Here is a 15,009-nt window from a genome sequence, read left to right as displayed (position 1 = left end):
CTCCTTTGATAACGCCGGGGCCGCTCTGCGGCCCGTTCACGGCACAAGGCCGCTCCTACAACGGCCTGGTAATGGCCATTATCACAGGTGGGCTACGCAGAAGGCTGCCAGCGGTATTTGCCAAGCTCTTCGTTGAGTGGCGTCTGGGCGAAAACATTAGCAAAGTTGCACAGGGTTGCGAGGCTTACGCCCAGAATCACCTCCAAGGCGTTGCCTTCACTGAAGCCGGCCTCACGGAAGGCCTGGTAGGTGGCTTCGCTGACATTGCCACGGGTGGCGATCACTTCGCGGGCAAAGGCGGCCAGGGTTTCGTAGCGGGCGTTCGGGAGTTCGCCACGGGCACGCAGAGCATCGACCACCTCCTGCGGCAGCTTGGCCTTGTTCAGCGCGACGGCCGTATGGCCGGCCACGCAAAAGTCGCAGCCATGCTGGGTGGCCGCGATCAGTTGCACCACTTCACGCTCGGCCAGGCCAAGCTCAGACTTGCCATTGAGTGCCGAAACGGTCACGTAGGTTTCCAGCGCCGCCGGGGCGTTGGCCAGCACGCCGAGCAGGTTGGGGACGAAGCCGGAATTCTTCTGCGCGTTCTCAAGGAACGGCCGTGCCGCTTCCGGGGCGCTCTGCAGCGTGTGTAAAGTAATGCGCGCGGACATGCAGTGATCTCCTTTGATGAGTGTCACTACAGTCTGTTGGTTATAAGAACTACCCTCCATATTCGTTAGTCGCCTTTCCTTGCTCCTGAGTCTTTGCATTAGATGATTTCGTCCAGCCCGCTTGTCGATTGGTTATTAGAAAGCCTGGAGCTCGATGCCAGCCTGTTTCATGTAGGCCGCTATTGCGGCGGCTGGCATGCCAGTACCCAAGGCATGGGCCGGGCCAGCTTTCATCTGGTGGTGCAAGGCCATTGCTGGCTGCACATTGACGGCCAGCCGCAGGCCATTTGCCTGGAGAAAGGTGATGCCGTGTTCCTGCTGCGTGACCTGGCCTATCGCTTGTCCAGCGATCAGGACCCGGTCGACGCCTGTGCCCAGCCGCGCCAGGCCATGCAGGCGCTGGATAGCCAGGCCGCCGACGGCGTTGGCTTGGTCTGCGGCTTCTTCCATTTTCAGTCGGGCCTCTGCTCGCTGATTGTCGAGGGTCTCGCTGACTGGATCTTGTTACGCGCTGAAGATCCCAGCGGCAGCGCAGCGCGGGCGCTGTTCGGGCTGATCCTGGAAGAATGCCGGCGAGATGCTGGGCCATCACAGATGCTACTGGAACGGCTGACGCACTTGTTGTTCCTGTACGTGCTGCGCCAGCAGGTGCACGCAGGGCAATCGCTGGGCGGGCTGGTCGCCCTCGCCCGCCAGCCGGCATTTGCCGGATTGCTTGAGCAATTGATCGAGCATCCGGGGCAAACCTGGACCCTGGAGAACATGGCCGCTTGCACCGGGTTGTCACGGTCGGCTTTTTTCAAGCGTTTCAGCGAGCTGGCCGGGCAGTCACCGGGACAAGTGCTGCTGGCGCTGCGCATGCGCCATGCCAGCCAGTTGCTGCAGGCGGGGCATACCGTTGAGCAGGTAGGCGCGCAGGTGGGGTATCAGTCGGTGGCCGCATTCACCAGGGCGTTCGCCAAGGCAGTGGGGGTGCAGCCGGGGGCGTATCGCAGGCAGCGTGACGGGCGCGGGCATGCCTGACCCAGCAAAGCGCGGAAATCGACCAAGCGGCCATAGTCGGGGCTGCTTTGCAGCCCCATGTTGCAGTTGTCAGTCGTTGACGCTGATAACCCGCGCACTGTTAACCGCCTTCCCGCGTGTGGCCAGGCAGTAATACAGCGGCACCGTCACCAGCAAGCCGAATAGCCACGACAGGTCGGCCCCTTCGACAATGTTCGAGTACGGCCCCACATACAGCGAAGTATTGGCAAACGGCAGCTGCACCAGGATGCCACAGGCATAGGCAATGATCGCGTGGTGGTTGAAGCGGCCATAGATGCCGCCGTCTGCACTGAAGATCGAGGCGATGTCGTACTGGCCCTTCTTGATCAGGTAGAAATCGATCAGGTTGATCGAAGCCCAAGGCACCAGCACCAGCAGCAGCGCCAGGATCAGGCCGATGAACTGGCCGATGAAGTCCGCCGAGGCATTCAGTGCCACCATCCCGCAGCCCACCAGAATGACCGAGGCCAGAATCACCCGTACCTTGACGCTCGGCGTCCACTCGGCCACGAAGGTCTGGATTGCGGTCACGATCGACAGCACCGCGCCATACAGGTTGAGGGCGTTGTGGCTGATGATGTTAAGCAGGAACAGCACCATCAGGATCGGGCCCAGCCAGCCGGTAGCCTGCTTCACCGCGTCCATTGCGTCGGTGCCTTGCGGGACGCACAACACGGCCACTGCACCAAAGCTGAAGCACAGGATGGTGCCCAGGGTGGCGCCCAGGTAGGTAGCCCAGAACGGTTTGGCAATGCCCACTTCACGCGGCAGATAGCGCGAATAGTCTGACGTGTACGGCGAGAAGCTGATCTGCCAGATGGTGCCCAGCGACACGGTGGCGATAAAGCCCGACAGGTTGAATGCGCCGCGGCTGAAGAAGTCTGCCGGCAGGTCCTGGATGAACATCATGATGAAACCGGCCAGCAAAGCCGAACCCATCACCCAGGTACCGATGCGATTGAGAATGTGGATGAAACGATAGCCGATCACGCCGATGGCAGTAGCGCTCAGGGCGCCTATCACGATCGCGCCAGGCATCGGCACGCTCGGGGCGATGCCGTGGATGGTCTTGCCTGCCAGGACAATGTTGGAAATAAAGAAGCCGACATAGATCAGCGCGGTGAAGAACACGATCAGCAAGGCACCGTAGCGGCCAAACTGGCCACGGCTTTGCACCATTTGCGGAATGCCCAGCTGCGGCCCCTGTGCAGAGGCCAGGGCGATGACCACGCCCCCGACCAGATGGCCCAGCACGATGGCGATCAGGCCCCACAACAGGTTCAGGTGGAACACCTGGACCACCATGGCGCCGGTCACGATAGGCAGTGGCGCGATGTTGGTACTGAACCAGAGGGTGAACAGGTCGCGCGCCTTCCCATGGCGCTCGGCAGGTGGAACGTAATCGACCGTGTGATTCTCGACAAACTGGTGTTGCGACGACGGTTGGGACATGGTTTTCAGCTCGAAAGGTCGTTTTTATCTTTGTAAGGAAACCGCATCAAGGCGGCCTCTCAGCTGCGGACCATATTATGGTATTCCAAACTTTTGACAACACTGATCCGCATGAAAAAACGGCCACTGATCCACTTGCAAAACCCCTGCGACAAACCGCCTCACCGCTCAAGGCCACGTTTTTCGCGGCTTTGGGCCGTTCATCGCGAAAACGCAGGGTTGAAAATTCCGCTTGCAAAATAGGTATTACGGTATACCATCAGACACATCTACGATAAAAACCGCGGACCACCGCAGCCCTTCAGAGGTACTCCCGATGATCGACGCAACTGTCTACAAGAACGTTCTGGGCTCCTTCCCGTCCGGCGTTACCGTCATCACCACCCAGGACGACGACGGCTCGGTCGTCGGCCTGACCGCCAGCGCCTTCTCCTCCCTGTCGATGGACCCGCCGCTGGTGCTGTTCTGCCCCAACTACACCTCCGACTCCTACCCGGTACTGATCAAGCAGAAGCGCTTTGCCATTCACCTGCTGTCCGGTGAACAGCAGGCCGAAGCCTACGCGTTCGCCAAGAAGGGCAAGGACAAGGCCAGCGGCATCGAGTGGACCCTGAGCGAACTGGGCAACCCGATCCTGGCCGGTGCCACCGCCGTCATCGAATGCGAACTGTGGCGTGAATATGAAGGTGGCGACCACGCCATCATGGTCGGCAAGGTACACAACCTGATCGTCCCTGCCGAAGCGCCACGGCCGATGGTGTACTGCCGCGGCAAGATGGCCAGCCTGCCGGCCTTTGCCTGAAGCCTGCAGCTGGACGCAGCCTGCTCCCACACTGAAGCCCGATTGACTGACGGGCAATAACAAGCGTTGAGGAAAAACCCATGAAATTTTCGTTGTTCGTACACATGGAACGTTGGGATGAACAGGTCAGCCACCGCCAGCTGTTCGAAGACCTGACCGAACTGACCCTGATGGCCGAAGACGGCGGTTTCAGCACCGTGTGGATCGGCGAACACCACGCCATGGAATACACCATTTCGCCAAGCCCGATGCCACTGCTGGCCTACCTGGCCGCGCGCACCGAGAAGATCCGCCTGGGCGCCGGCACCATCATTGCGCCGTTCTGGAACCCTATCCGCGTCGCTGGCGAATGCGCCCTGCTCGACGTGATCAGCAACGGCCGCATGGAAGTGGGCCTGGCCCGCGGTGCCTACCAGTTCGAGTTCGACCGCATGGCAGGTGGCATGCCGGCCACCGACGGCGGCAAGGCGCTGCGCGAGATGGTGCCGGTGGTGCGCAAGCTGTGGGAAGGCGACTACGCCCACGACGGTGAAGTCTACAAGTTCCCGACCTCCACCAGCGTACCGAAGCCGTTCAACGCCACGCCGCCCATGTGGATCGCCGCCCGCGACCCGGACTCGCACAACTTCGCCGTTGCCAATGGTTGCAATGTCATGGTCACCCCGCTGATGAAGGGTGACGAAGAAGTGCTGGACCTGAAGAAAAAGTTCCAGGCCGCCCTGGACAACAACCCGGACGTGCCGCGCCCGCAACTGATGGTGCTGCGCCACACCCACGTGCACAGCCCGTCCGACCCGGAAGGCTGGAAGGTCGGTGCCCAGGCGATCTCGCGCTTCTACCGCACCTTCGATGCCTGGTTCGGCAACAAGACGACCCCGGTGAATGGCTTCCTGGAGCCGAGCCCGGAGTCGAAGTTCGCCGAAGTGCCGGCGTTCCAGCTGGAGAACATCCGCAAGAACACCATGATCGGCACCCCGGAAGAAATCATCGCGCGCATCAAGTACTACCAGGAACTGGGCGTCGACGAGTTCAGCTTCTGGTGCGACAACAGCTTGCCCCACGCCGAGAAGAAGAAGTCGCTCGAACTGTTCATCAAGGAAGTGGTGCCGGCGTTCGCCTGAATTCCCATTGCCTGAATCATTGCGGGACGCGCCCGCTCCCGTGGGCCCCTTCGGCCTGCGTGAGCGGGCTTTTTTTTGAAACCTGTGCAGTCCCTGTGGGAGCGGCAAGCCCGCGAAGAGGCCAGTACAGACAACAGAGAAATCAAGGCATCAGGCCACCTTTCGTCCCCCGGCAAGAGAAATTTCCTGACACCTCTTGCACAACAAATATTATGGTATACCATCAGACAACAAGAGCTGATAACCCTCACCAGGAGCCATCCATGAGTTTCGAAATCCGCAAGATCGTCACCTACTCCGAAGAGACCCGCATCGAAGGCGGCAAAGCCACCGACAAGCCGGTGACCATGGTCGGCCTGGCCGTCGTGATCAAGAACCCATGGGCCGGTCGCGGTTTCGTTGAAGATCTGAAGCCGGAAATTCGCGCCAACTGCTCGGAGCTGGGTGCCCTGATGGTCGAGCGCCTGACTGCTGCCATTGGCGGCGCCGACAAGATCGAGGCCTACGGTAAGGCCGCCGTCGTCGGCGCCGATGGCGAAATCGAGCACGCCTCGGCCGTGATCCATACCCTGCGCTTCGGCAACCACTACCGCGAGGCGGTACAGGCCAAGAGCTACCTGAGCTTCACCAACAAGCGCGGCGGCCCAGGCACTTCGATCCAGATCCCGATGATGCAGAAGGACGACGAAGGCCTGCGTTCGCACTACATCACCCTGGAAATGCAGATCGAAGACGCCCCGCGTGCCGATGAAATCGTCGTGGTCCTGGGCGCAGCCGATGGCGGCCGCCTGCACCCGCGCATCGGCAACCGTTACATCGACCTGGAAGAACTGGCTGCCGAAAAAGCCAACGCTCAATAACAACAACCAAGACGGGCCGGGGCGTGGCGTGCTTACCCGCCGCGCCCGACCTTCAAGGAGCGCCCTCCATGATTCAGCCTGTCGCTGAACGCACACCTGCCGGCACCAGCTATCTGGATGTCGGCCAGGGCCAACCCGTGGTACTGATCCACGGCGTGGGCCTGAACAAGGAAATGTGGGGCGGTCAGTTCGTTGGCCTGGCCAACGACTACCGCGTCATCGCCTACGACATGCTCGGCCACGGTCAAAGCCGCGTACCGGCCGCCGACACACCGCTGGAAGGCTATGCCGACCAGCTCGCCGAACTGCTTGACCACTTGCAAATTGCACAAGCCACCGTGATCGGCTTCTCCATGGGCGGCCTGGTTGCCCGTGCATTCGCCCTCAATTACCCGCAGCGCCTGGCTGCACTGGTCGTGCTCAACAGCGTGTTCAACCGCACCCCCGAGCAAAGTGCCGGGGTGATCGCCCGCGCTGCCCAAGCGGCGGAGCTGGGCCCAGACGCCAACGTCGATGCTGCCCTGGACCGCTGGTTCAGCCGTGAATACAAGGCTGCCAACCCCGCGCAGGTCGCCGCCATTCGCCAGGTACTGGCGAGCAACGACCCGCAGGGCTACCACACCACTTATTCGCTGTTCGCTACCCAGGACATGTACCGCGCCGACGACCTGGGCAGTATCCAGGTGCCGACGCTGATCGCCACCGGCGAACTCGACTCGGGCTCCACCCCGGCCATGACCCGCCAGCTCGCCGCCTGCATTCCTGGCGCACGCAGTGTGGTCCTCGCCGAGCAACGGCATATGATGCCGGTGGAAGCACCGCGTGAAGTCAACAAGATGCTGCTGGACTTCCTCACCCAAGCCCGCACCCTCACCGAATCCGCCAAGGGGATTGTTGCATGACCCTCGTTCGTTTCCAGATGTGCATCGACGGCCAATGGCGCGATGCCCAGAGCGGCAAGACCTTCGACAGCCTCAACCCGGCCACCGCCCAGGCCTGGGCGCAACTGCCCGACGCCGATGAAGCCGATGTGGAGCTGGCCGTTCAGGCCGCCCAGCGTGCCTTCGACAGCAAGGCGTGGCGCAGCATTACCGCCACCGCGCGCGGCAAGCTGCTGCGTCGTCTGGGTGACCTGATTGCCGAGAACAAGGAGCACCTGGCCCAGCTGGAAAGCCGTGACAACGGCAAGCTGATCCGCGAAACCCGCGGCCAGGTCGGCTATCTGCCGGAGTTCTTCCATTACACTGCGGGCCTGGCCGACAAGCTCGAAGGCGGTACCCTGCCGCTGGACAAACCCGACCTGTTCGCCTACACCGTGCACGAGCCGATCGGCGTGGTTGCCGGGATCATCCCGTGGAACAGCCCGCTGTACCTCACCGCGATCAAGCTGGCCCCTGCCCTGGCTGCCGGCAACACCATCGTGCTCAAACCGTCCGAGCACGCCTCGGCAACCATCCTCGAGCTGGCCCGACTGGCCCTTGAGGCCGGCTTCCCGGCCGGTGTGGTCAACGTGGTCACCGGCTACGGCCCCAGCACCGGCGCGGCGCTGACCCGCCACCCGCTGGTGCGCAAGATCGCCTTCACCGGCGGTGCCGCCACCGCCCGCCACGTGGTGCGCAGCAGTGCCGAAAACTTCGCCAAGCTGTCGCTGGAACTGGGCGGCAAGTCGCCGAACATCATCTTCGCCGACGCCGACCTGGACAGCGCCATCAATGGCGCCGTGGCCGGCATCTACGCCGCGTCCGGGCAAAGCTGCGTGGCCGGTTCGCGCCTGCTGGTGCAGGATGAAATCTTCGACGTGTTCGTCGAGCGCCTGATTGCCCGCGCCAAGCGCATCCGCATCGGCAACCCGCAGGACGACGCCAGCGAAATGGGCCCGATGGCCACCGCGCAACAGCTGGCAGTCGTCGAAGGCCTGGTGGCAGCAGCCAAGGCAGAAGGCGCAAAACTGCACATGGGCGGAAAGCGTGCCGACGTTGAAGGTGACGGCTGGTTCTACGAGCCGACCCTGTTCGAGTGCGACAGCAACGCGATGACCATCATGCAGGAAGAAGTGTTCGGCCCGGTCGCCGCGGTGATCCGCTTCAAGACCGAAGAAGAAGCCCTGGCCATGGCCAACGACTCGCAATTCGGCCTGGCTGCCGGCATCTGGACGCGCGATCTGGGCCGCGCCCACCGCCTGGCCCGCGACGTGCGTTCGGGGATCATCTGGGTCAACACCTACCGTGCCGTGTCGGCCATGGCACCGATAGGTGGTTTCAAGAACAGCGGCTACGGCCGTGAGAGCGGCATCGATTCGGTGCTGGCCTATACCGAGCTGAAGACCGTGTGGATCAACTTGTCCACCGCGCCGATGCCCGACCCGTTCGTGATGCGCTAGGAGGAACACGAGATGATCGAACCCGGCATCTACAAAGACGTGATGGGCTCCTTCCCATCCGGCGTCACGATAGTGACCACCCTGGACGCCGACGGCGGCATCGTCGGCATCACCGCCAGTGCATTCAGCGCGCTGTCGATCGACCCGGCGCTGGTGCTGTTCTGCCCCAACTACGCCTCCGACACCTACCCGATCCTGCGCGACAGCAAGCAGTTCGCCATCCACCTGCTGTCTGCCGACCAGACCGCCGAGGCGTATGCCTTCGCAGGCAAGGGCAAGGACAAGGCCAAGGGCGTCGAGTGGCACCTGAGCGAGCTGGGCAACCCCCTGCTGGCCAAGGCCACGGCGATCATCGAGTGCGAATTGTGGCGCGAGTACGACGGCGGTGACCACGCGATCATTGTCGGCGCGGTGAAGAACCTGGTGTTGCCTGAGCAGCCGATGACCCCGATGGTGTACCACAAGGGCAAGCTCGGCGCCCTGCCGCCACTTGGCTGATACATCTTGAGTCGGTGATGGCATCTTCGCGGGCTTGCCCGCGAAGAAGCCAACATTGATGCCCCTGTTTTCAGGGGTCGCGCTAATCGTCTCACCCTCGGTTGCGGCCCCTTTTTTATGCCGGAGTACTGCACATGAGCAATGAAAAGTACGAAAAGGGCCTGAAAATCCGCACCCAGGTACTGGGCGAGGACTACGTCAACCGCTCGATCCAGAACGCAGATGAATTCACCAAACCGTTGCAGGAGCTGGTCACCGAGTATTGCTGGGGTCACGTCTGGGGCCGCGAAGGCTTGTCGCTGAAAGAGCGCAGCATGATAAACTTGGCCATGATTTCCGCGCTCAACAGGCCCCACGAGCTCAAGTTGCACATTCGCGGTGCCCTGCGCAATGGGCTGAGCCGTGAACAGATTCGCGAAATCCTGCTCCAGGTCGGCATTTATTGCGGCGTACCCGCGGCGGTGGACAGTTTCCGCCTGGCCCGTGAAGCGTTTGCCGAAGCCGATGCGGAGCCAACCCGTTAACAACGGGCTGTTCGAACCACTGCATGGAAAGCCTCGGTTCGGGGCATTCCGCGATGTTGGCGCAACAGCCTCATAAAGAGCGCACCTGATGAAACGCCAGCCACTCGACGACAGCTTCAAGGTCAACCGCAACCCCGTTACTCTGCGCGAAATCGTGCTCGACAAGCTGCGCACCGCAATCATGAACTTTCACCTGTTGCCCGGCGACCGCCTGGTCGAGCGCGACCTGTGCGACCGCCTCGGCGTCAGCCGCACTTCGGTACGTGAAGCGCTGCGTCACCTGGAGTCCGAAGGCCTGGTCGAGTTCGCCGACGCCAAAGGCCCGCGCGTGGCCATCATCACCCTGGAAGACGCACGTGACATCTATGAGCTGCGCTGTGTGCTCGAAGGCCTGATCGTGCAACTGTTCACCCTCAACGCCAAGGCCAAGGACATCCGTGCGCTGGAACGCGCGCTGGAAGTGAACCGCGAAGCACTGGAAGAAGGCGAGTTGCAACAGGTGCTGGATTCGGTACAAGGTTTCTACGATGTGCTGCTGGAAGGCTCCGGCAACCAGGTGGCGGCCCAGCAGCTGCGCCAGTTGCAAGCACGCATCAGCTACCTGCGCGCCACCTCGGTATCGCAGGAAAACCGCCGCGGCGCCAGCAACCGCGAAATGGAAAAGATCGTCGAGGCCATCAAGGGCGGCGACCCGCTGGTGGCCCATCAGGCCTCGGTCGACCACGTCCGCGCCGCCGCCAAGGTGGCCCTGGACTACCTGCGCCAGAAGCAGGATGACAACGCCAAGGTGCGCGACATTGTCGAACCCTTGGCCCTGAAGGAACCCCGCATAGGTCGCTGATCATGCCCAATGCCCCGCGCTACTGCCCGCATTGCACCAAGGAACTGGCCCGGGGCGTTCCCACAGGCGATACCCACGAACGCCTGCATTGCACCGGCTGCGGCTACATCCATTACATCAACCCCAAGATCATCGCCGGCTGCATCATCGAGCGCGATGGAAAGTACCTGCTGTGCCAGCGCGCCATCCCCCCTCGCCCCGGCACCTGGACCTTGCCTGCCGGGTTCATGGAGGCTGGCGAAACCACCGAACAGGCGGCGCTGCGCGAGGTATGGGAAGAAAGCGGCGTACGTGCAGACATCGTCTCGCCGTATTCGATCTTCAGCGTGCCAAAGATCAGCGAGGTGTACATCATCTTCCGTGCCATCGTCACCGAAGAGACCGGGCAGTATGGGCCGGAGACGCTGGCGTACAAGTTCTTCGAACCGGATGAAATCCCTTGGGATGAAATCTACTACCCGGCCATCCGGCAAATTCTCGAACGCTACATCCTCGAGCGGCAGGCCGGGGTGTATGGCATTTACATGGGCAATGATGACACCGGCAAAGTGCACTTCATGCGCTAGCCTGTCCGGCCTCTTCGCGGGTGAATCTGCACTCCCCCGTATCGCGCAGTGGCAGAGGCTCGTGCAGTGGCACAGCCCCTCACAAAACCCTCGCCAACGGTCTATTCTCGGTGCACCCTAAGGGCCTTGAGAAAGAGGACCGGCAAAGCACATGGCTAGATGGCTAGACGGCGGCGGGCAAATGGCCGAACGCATCCGCAACCACGACTGGGCCAGCACTCCCCTGGGCCCGCTGGAACATTGGCCCGACGCCCTGAAAACCACGATGTCTCTGTGCCTGGCCTCGCGCTTTCCGCAGGCCGTGCTGTGGGGCCCGGACTTGATCACCCTGTACAACGATGCGTTCACGCCGATTCTCGGTCGCAAGCCCCTGGCCTTGGGCATCCCCTTCCGCGACGTGTGGCACGAAGCCTGGGATGAAATCAGCAGCATGGCGGACCGTGCGTTGGCCGGTGAAGCGGTGTACATCGAAGACTTCCCGCTGATGATCGACCGCAACGGAGGTTTGGAGCGGGCCTATTTCACCTTCTGCTACAGCCCGATTCGCGGCCATGATGGCGAGATTCTGGGCATGCTCGACACGGTCACCGAAACCACCGCCAGCGTGGTCACCAACCAGCGCCTGAACTTTCTCGATACCCTCGGGCGAGCCGTGACCGAGGCGACCGACCCGGACCAGATCATGGCCATCACCACCCGCATGCTGGTCGAGCACCTTGGCCTGTCCAGCTGCGCCTATGCGGTGATGGACCCCGACGAGGACGGTTTCACCATTTGCGGCGATGCGGTGACCCCCGGTTCACCACGCCTGGTGGGCCACTATCACCTGCATGACTTCGGCCGCCTGGCTGTCAGCCGCCTGCGCAGCGGCCTGGCCCTGGTGATCAATGACAACCTGCGCGAACTGGCCGCTGACGAGGCGGCGACTTATCAGGCCATCGGCATTACGGCCACCATCTGCATGCCACTGATCAAGGGTGGCAGGCTGACCGCGCTGATGGCGATTCACGACCGCGTACCCCGGGCATGGACCGACTACGAGCAAACACTGATCAGCGAAGTGACCGAGCGATGCTGGGCACACATACAACGGGCCCAGGCCCATGCCGAAGTGCGCGAAGCGATGGCGGCCCTGGAAACGCTCAACACCACCTTGGAACATCGCGTCGAAGAACGCACCACTCAGCTGCTGCACACCGAGGCCGTGCTGCGCCAAGCCCAGAAGCTGGAAGCCATTGGCCAACTGACCGGCGGGGTAGCCCACGACTTCAATAACCTGCTGACCATCATCCGCTCGTCGCTGCACTTCCTGCAGCGCCCCAACCTGGCCGAGGAGCGCCGCGAGCGCTACCTCAAGACCATGTCCGACACGGTCGACCGTGGTGCCAAACTGACCGGTCAGCTACTGGCCTTCGCCCGACGCCAGGCCCTCAGCCCACAGGTGTTTGAGGCCGGGCCTCGGCTGGAGGCCATGGCCGACATGCTCGACACCGTCACTGGCGCGCGCATCCGGGTCGAGCTGCAGTTACCGCAAGCGCCCTGCCACATCCGCGCCGACCTCAGCCAGTTGGAAACCGCGGTAATCAACCTGATGCTCAACGGCCGCGATGCCATGGCTGGCGAAGGTGCCTTGCAGCTGCGCCTGCAGGCCGACCAGTGCCTGCCGGCCTTGCGCGGTCAGCCTTCACAGCCAGGCCCGTTCGCGGCGATATCGGTGAGCGACAACGGAGTCGGTATTGCCACCGAGTTGCTGGAGCGCATCTTCGACCCGTTCTTCACCACCAAGGCCCCAGGTGAAGGTACCGGGCTTGGGTTGTCGCAGGTGTTTGGTTTCGCCAAGCAATCCGGGGGCGATGTACAGGTGAACAGCATCCCCGGCCAGGGCACCACCTTTACCCTGTATCTGCCGCAAGAGGCCCCAGCTGCAGCCGCGCCCGAAGACGCCTCGGCCGGCAGCCAGCCACAGGTAGAGGGCGAGCGGCGACGAATACTGGTGGTAGAAGACAATCCCGACCTGGGCAGTTTCACAGCTCAGCTCCTCGAGGACCACGGCTACCAAATCAGCTATGCACGGTCGGCAGAAGAAGCGCTGGCGCAGTTGACTGGCCCGGCAGGTGATTTTGATGCAGTGTTTTCCGATGTGGTCATGCCCGGCATGGGTGGCTTGGCACTGGCCCGCGAACTTCGCCGCCAGCGCCCGCAGTTGCCGGTGATCCTGACTTCGGGCTATAGCGAGGCGATTGCCGAAGGCGGGCACCAAGGGTTCACCTTCCTGGCCAAACCCTACTCGGCAGAACAGGTGTGCCAGATACTCGGCAAAGTATTCGGCCACTGATACCTTGCATCGCAATAGGCGATCAACGGCGCCCTTCTGCCAGCATGCGCACCGCCAGCCCCGCCAGCACCGTTCCCATCAACCAACGCTGAACCTGTTGCCACAGCGGCCTGCCAGCCAGGAACACGGCGATGGAACCGGCCATGATCGCAATCAGCGCGTTGACCGTAACGCTGATGGCGATCTGCGTCGAACCCAGCACCAGCGACTGCAACAGCACGCTGCCCTGGCCCGGCTCGATGAATTGCGGCATGAGCGACAGGTACATGACGGCAATCTTGGGGTTGAGCAGGCTGGTGGCAAACCCCATGGTGAATAGCCGCCGCGGGCTGTCGGCGGGCAGTTCACGGAGCTGGAACGGCGATTGGCCACCCGGCCGCAGCGCCTGCCAGGCCAGGTACAACAGGTACAGCGCGCCACCGATGCGCAGCGCGTCGTAGGCAAAGGGTACTGCCATCACCAGCGCCGTGATGCCCATTGCCGCGCAGAACATGTAGATGACGAAGCCCAGAGCCACACCGCCAAGCGAAATCAACCCGGCTTGGCGGCCCTGACAGATCGAGCGGGAAATCAGGTAGATCATGTTCGGCCCTGGGGTCAGGACCATGCCGAGGCAAATCAGGGCGAACGTGAGCAGTTGCGTGGCTTCGGGCATGGGGCACTTCCTGGTTGTGCATGAGGGTGCAGCGAGTGTATCTGAAGTCATTCTGAACCGGTAAATTCAGGTCATTTGCCCGGCTATCAAGCCCAGGGCCACGGTAATCATCGCCATCCCCGACACCCGCCCGACCAGCTTTGCCGCCCCCGGCCGGGTGCTCAGCACCGCTTTGGCGCCATAGCCGACCAGCGTGTAGATCACCAGCGAACTGCACAGGTGGACCAGCCCCAGCAACAAGATCTGCAAGGGCACAGGCCAGCTCGACTGCGGGTCGGTGAACTGCGGCAGCAGGGCCAGGAACAGCAGGAATACCTTGGGGTTCAGGCCGCTGACGCAAAACCCCTTCAACGCCCAGCGTGAGCCCGACTCCCCCGCGCCGCCCTGCCCGGCCGCCGGCAATGCCGGGCTGAGCAACAGATTACCGCCCAGCCACAGCAAATAAGTGCACCCCGCCAGGGTCAGCAAAGTCAGCGCCAACGGGTGACCTGCCAGCAAACTGCCGACCCCGGCCGCCACCACCAGCGTGGCCAGGAAATGCCCTGACAACATCCCCGCCACCGCTGGCATCACCCAGCGCCCACGCATGCCGGCCGAGATGGCATAGGCCCAGTCTGCACCGGGGGTAATCACGAACAGCATCGACACAGCCCAGAACGCCGTCAGCACACTGATAGCCACTTGAATCTTCCTTATCTACTGCATTGGGATGTCGAAAGATTACGGATTTCGCTCGGGGATATTCTTTCGTATATTTCCCCATGGCATTCCTGAATTGGAAGATTCTTCCCAATGGATAGAACTGATCGAAAAATCCTTGCCGAGCTGCAAAAAGACGGGCGCCTGTCGGTAACCGAACTGGCCGACCGCGTAGGGCTCAGCCTGTCACCCTGCCATCGGCGCTTGAAGGCACTGGAAGAGTCCGGAGCCATTCTGGGCTATCACGCACGGCTGGCACCGAGCGCCCTTGGGCTGAACTTTGCCGCGCTGGTATTCGTGACGCTACGCGAGGTAACCCGCCAGCCGGTGGCGGACTTTGAAACGGCACTGGCGCAGATCCCGCAGATTGTCGAAGCGCAGCGGCTGTTTGGCGACCCGGATTACCTGCTGCATGTGGTCGCCAAGGACCTGCCGGCGTTTCAGAAGCTGTATGACGAGCATCTGACCAGTATTCCCAATGTGAAACGCTTGAGCTCGACCTTGGTGATGAAGGAAGTGATCCAGGATCGGTTGCTCCCCATGTAGCTGTTTCCTCTTGTGCCGGCCCCTTCGCGGGTA

16 protein-coding genes are annotated in these 15,009 nt (G+C 62.2%); 12 read left to right on the top strand and 4 right to left on the bottom strand.

Annotation, left to right across the window (positions count from 1 at the left end; all coding sequences use genetic code 11):
- Window positions 1-92: 92 nt before the first annotated feature.
- On the bottom strand, window positions 93-653 hold the full coding sequence (locus tag ACF8FB_RS24425; protein ID WP_392512224.1) for a carboxymuconolactone decarboxylase family protein: 561 nt from the start codon (window positions 651-653) through the stop codon (window positions 93-95).
- A gap of 102 nt (window positions 654-755) precedes the next feature.
- Here ACF8FB_RS24425 and ACF8FB_RS24420 point away from each other — a divergent pair, with 102 nt between their 5' ends.
- The gene (locus tag ACF8FB_RS24420; RefSeq protein ID WP_392512222.1) at window positions 756-1,676 is read left to right on the top strand and encodes an AraC family transcriptional regulator; all 921 of its coding nucleotides are present in this window, start codon (window positions 756-758) and stop codon (window positions 1,674-1,676) included.
- 69 nt (window positions 1,677-1,745) lie between these two features.
- Here ACF8FB_RS24420 and ACF8FB_RS24415 read toward each other — a convergent pair whose 3' ends face one another.
- Window positions 1,746-3,149: a cytosine permease gene (locus ACF8FB_RS24415; protein WP_010954483.1), complete on the bottom strand. Its 1,404-nt coding sequence runs from the start codon at window positions 3,147-3,149 to the stop codon at window positions 1,746-1,748.
- Window positions 3,150-3,465: 316 nt separating this feature from the next.
- On the opposite strand from ACF8FB_RS24415, the gene ACF8FB_RS24410 reads away from it, so the two are divergent.
- The 10 genes from ACF8FB_RS24410 (at window position 3,466) to ACF8FB_RS24365 (ending at window position 13,076) form a co-directional block, all read left to right on the top strand.
- A complete protein-coding gene (locus ACF8FB_RS24410; protein WP_003256061.1) occupies window positions 3,466-3,951 on the top strand; it encodes a flavin reductase family protein in 486 nt (161 codons plus the stop codon).
- Between the two features lie 80 nt (window positions 3,952-4,031).
- Window positions 4,032-5,072, top strand: a complete 1,041-nt coding sequence (locus tag ACF8FB_RS24405) for an LLM class flavin-dependent oxidoreductase (protein ID WP_392512220.1) — start codon at window positions 4,032-4,034, stop codon at window positions 5,070-5,072.
- Window positions 5,073-5,335: 263 nt separating this feature from the next.
- On the top strand, window positions 5,336-5,932 hold the full coding sequence (locus ACF8FB_RS24400; protein WP_003256068.1) for an amino acid synthesis family protein: 597 nt from the start codon (window positions 5,336-5,338) through the stop codon (window positions 5,930-5,932).
- A 68-nt stretch (window positions 5,933-6,000) separates the two neighbouring features.
- The gene (locus tag ACF8FB_RS24395) at window positions 6,001-6,834 is read left to right on the top strand and encodes an alpha/beta fold hydrolase (RefSeq protein ID WP_020193431.1); all 834 of its coding nucleotides are present in this window, start codon (window positions 6,001-6,003) and stop codon (window positions 6,832-6,834) included.
- Window positions 6,831-8,312, top strand: a complete 1,482-nt coding sequence (locus ACF8FB_RS24390) for an aldehyde dehydrogenase (RefSeq protein WP_064493006.1) — start codon at window positions 6,831-6,833, stop codon at window positions 8,310-8,312. The genes ACF8FB_RS24395 and ACF8FB_RS24390 overlap by 4 nt, the downstream gene beginning before the upstream one ends.
- A gap of 12 nt (window positions 8,313-8,324) precedes the next feature.
- Window positions 8,325-8,810 carry a flavin reductase family protein gene (locus ACF8FB_RS24385; RefSeq protein WP_010954489.1) on the top strand — a complete coding sequence of 162 codons (486 nt, stop codon included), beginning with the start codon at window positions 8,325-8,327 and terminating at the stop codon, window positions 8,808-8,810.
- A 134-nt stretch (window positions 8,811-8,944) separates the two neighbouring features.
- Window positions 8,945-9,334: a carboxymuconolactone decarboxylase family protein gene (locus ACF8FB_RS24380; protein WP_003256073.1), complete on the top strand. Its 390-nt coding sequence runs from the start codon at window positions 8,945-8,947 to the stop codon at window positions 9,332-9,334.
- Between the two features lie 88 nt (window positions 9,335-9,422).
- The gene (locus ACF8FB_RS24375) at window positions 9,423-10,175 is read left to right on the top strand and encodes a GntR family transcriptional regulator (RefSeq protein WP_010954490.1); all 753 of its coding nucleotides are present in this window, start codon (window positions 9,423-9,425) and stop codon (window positions 10,173-10,175) included.
- Between the two features lie 2 nt (window positions 10,176-10,177).
- Complete coding sequence (locus tag ACF8FB_RS24370) at window positions 10,178-10,741, top strand: NUDIX hydrolase (protein ID WP_010954491.1); 564 nt, start codon at window positions 10,178-10,180, stop codon at window positions 10,739-10,741.
- Between the two features lie 151 nt (window positions 10,742-10,892).
- Window positions 10,893-13,076 carry an ATP-binding protein gene (locus ACF8FB_RS24365; RefSeq protein ID WP_392512217.1) on the top strand — a complete coding sequence of 728 codons (2,184 nt, stop codon included), beginning with the start codon at window positions 10,893-10,895 and terminating at the stop codon, window positions 13,074-13,076.
- Window positions 13,077-13,098: 22 nt separating this feature from the next.
- Here ACF8FB_RS24365 and ACF8FB_RS24360 read toward each other — a convergent pair whose 3' ends face one another.
- On the bottom strand, window positions 13,099-13,731 hold the full coding sequence (locus ACF8FB_RS24360; RefSeq protein ID WP_392512215.1) for a LysE family translocator: 633 nt from the start codon (window positions 13,729-13,731) through the stop codon (window positions 13,099-13,101).
- A gap of 66 nt (window positions 13,732-13,797) precedes the next feature.
- Window positions 13,798-14,412: a LysE family translocator gene (locus ACF8FB_RS24355; protein ID WP_010954494.1), complete on the bottom strand. Its 615-nt coding sequence runs from the start codon at window positions 14,410-14,412 to the stop codon at window positions 13,798-13,800.
- 111 nt (window positions 14,413-14,523) lie between these two features.
- Between ACF8FB_RS24355 and ACF8FB_RS24350 the strand changes: the two genes are divergently transcribed.
- Window positions 14,524-14,976: an Lrp/AsnC family transcriptional regulator gene (locus ACF8FB_RS24350; protein WP_003256079.1), complete on the top strand. Its 453-nt coding sequence runs from the start codon at window positions 14,524-14,526 to the stop codon at window positions 14,974-14,976.
- The last annotated feature ends 33 nt before the right edge of the window (window positions 14,977-15,009 follow it).

This window comes from Pseudomonas sp. yb_2, assembly GCF_043103905.1.
In the GTDB taxonomy this organism is placed as follows: domain Bacteria; phylum Pseudomonadota; class Gammaproteobacteria; order Pseudomonadales; family Pseudomonadaceae; genus Aquipseudomonas; species Aquipseudomonas alloputida.
Note: the sequence above shows the minus strand (reverse complement) of the source record. Positions and strands in the feature narration are given on the sequence as shown.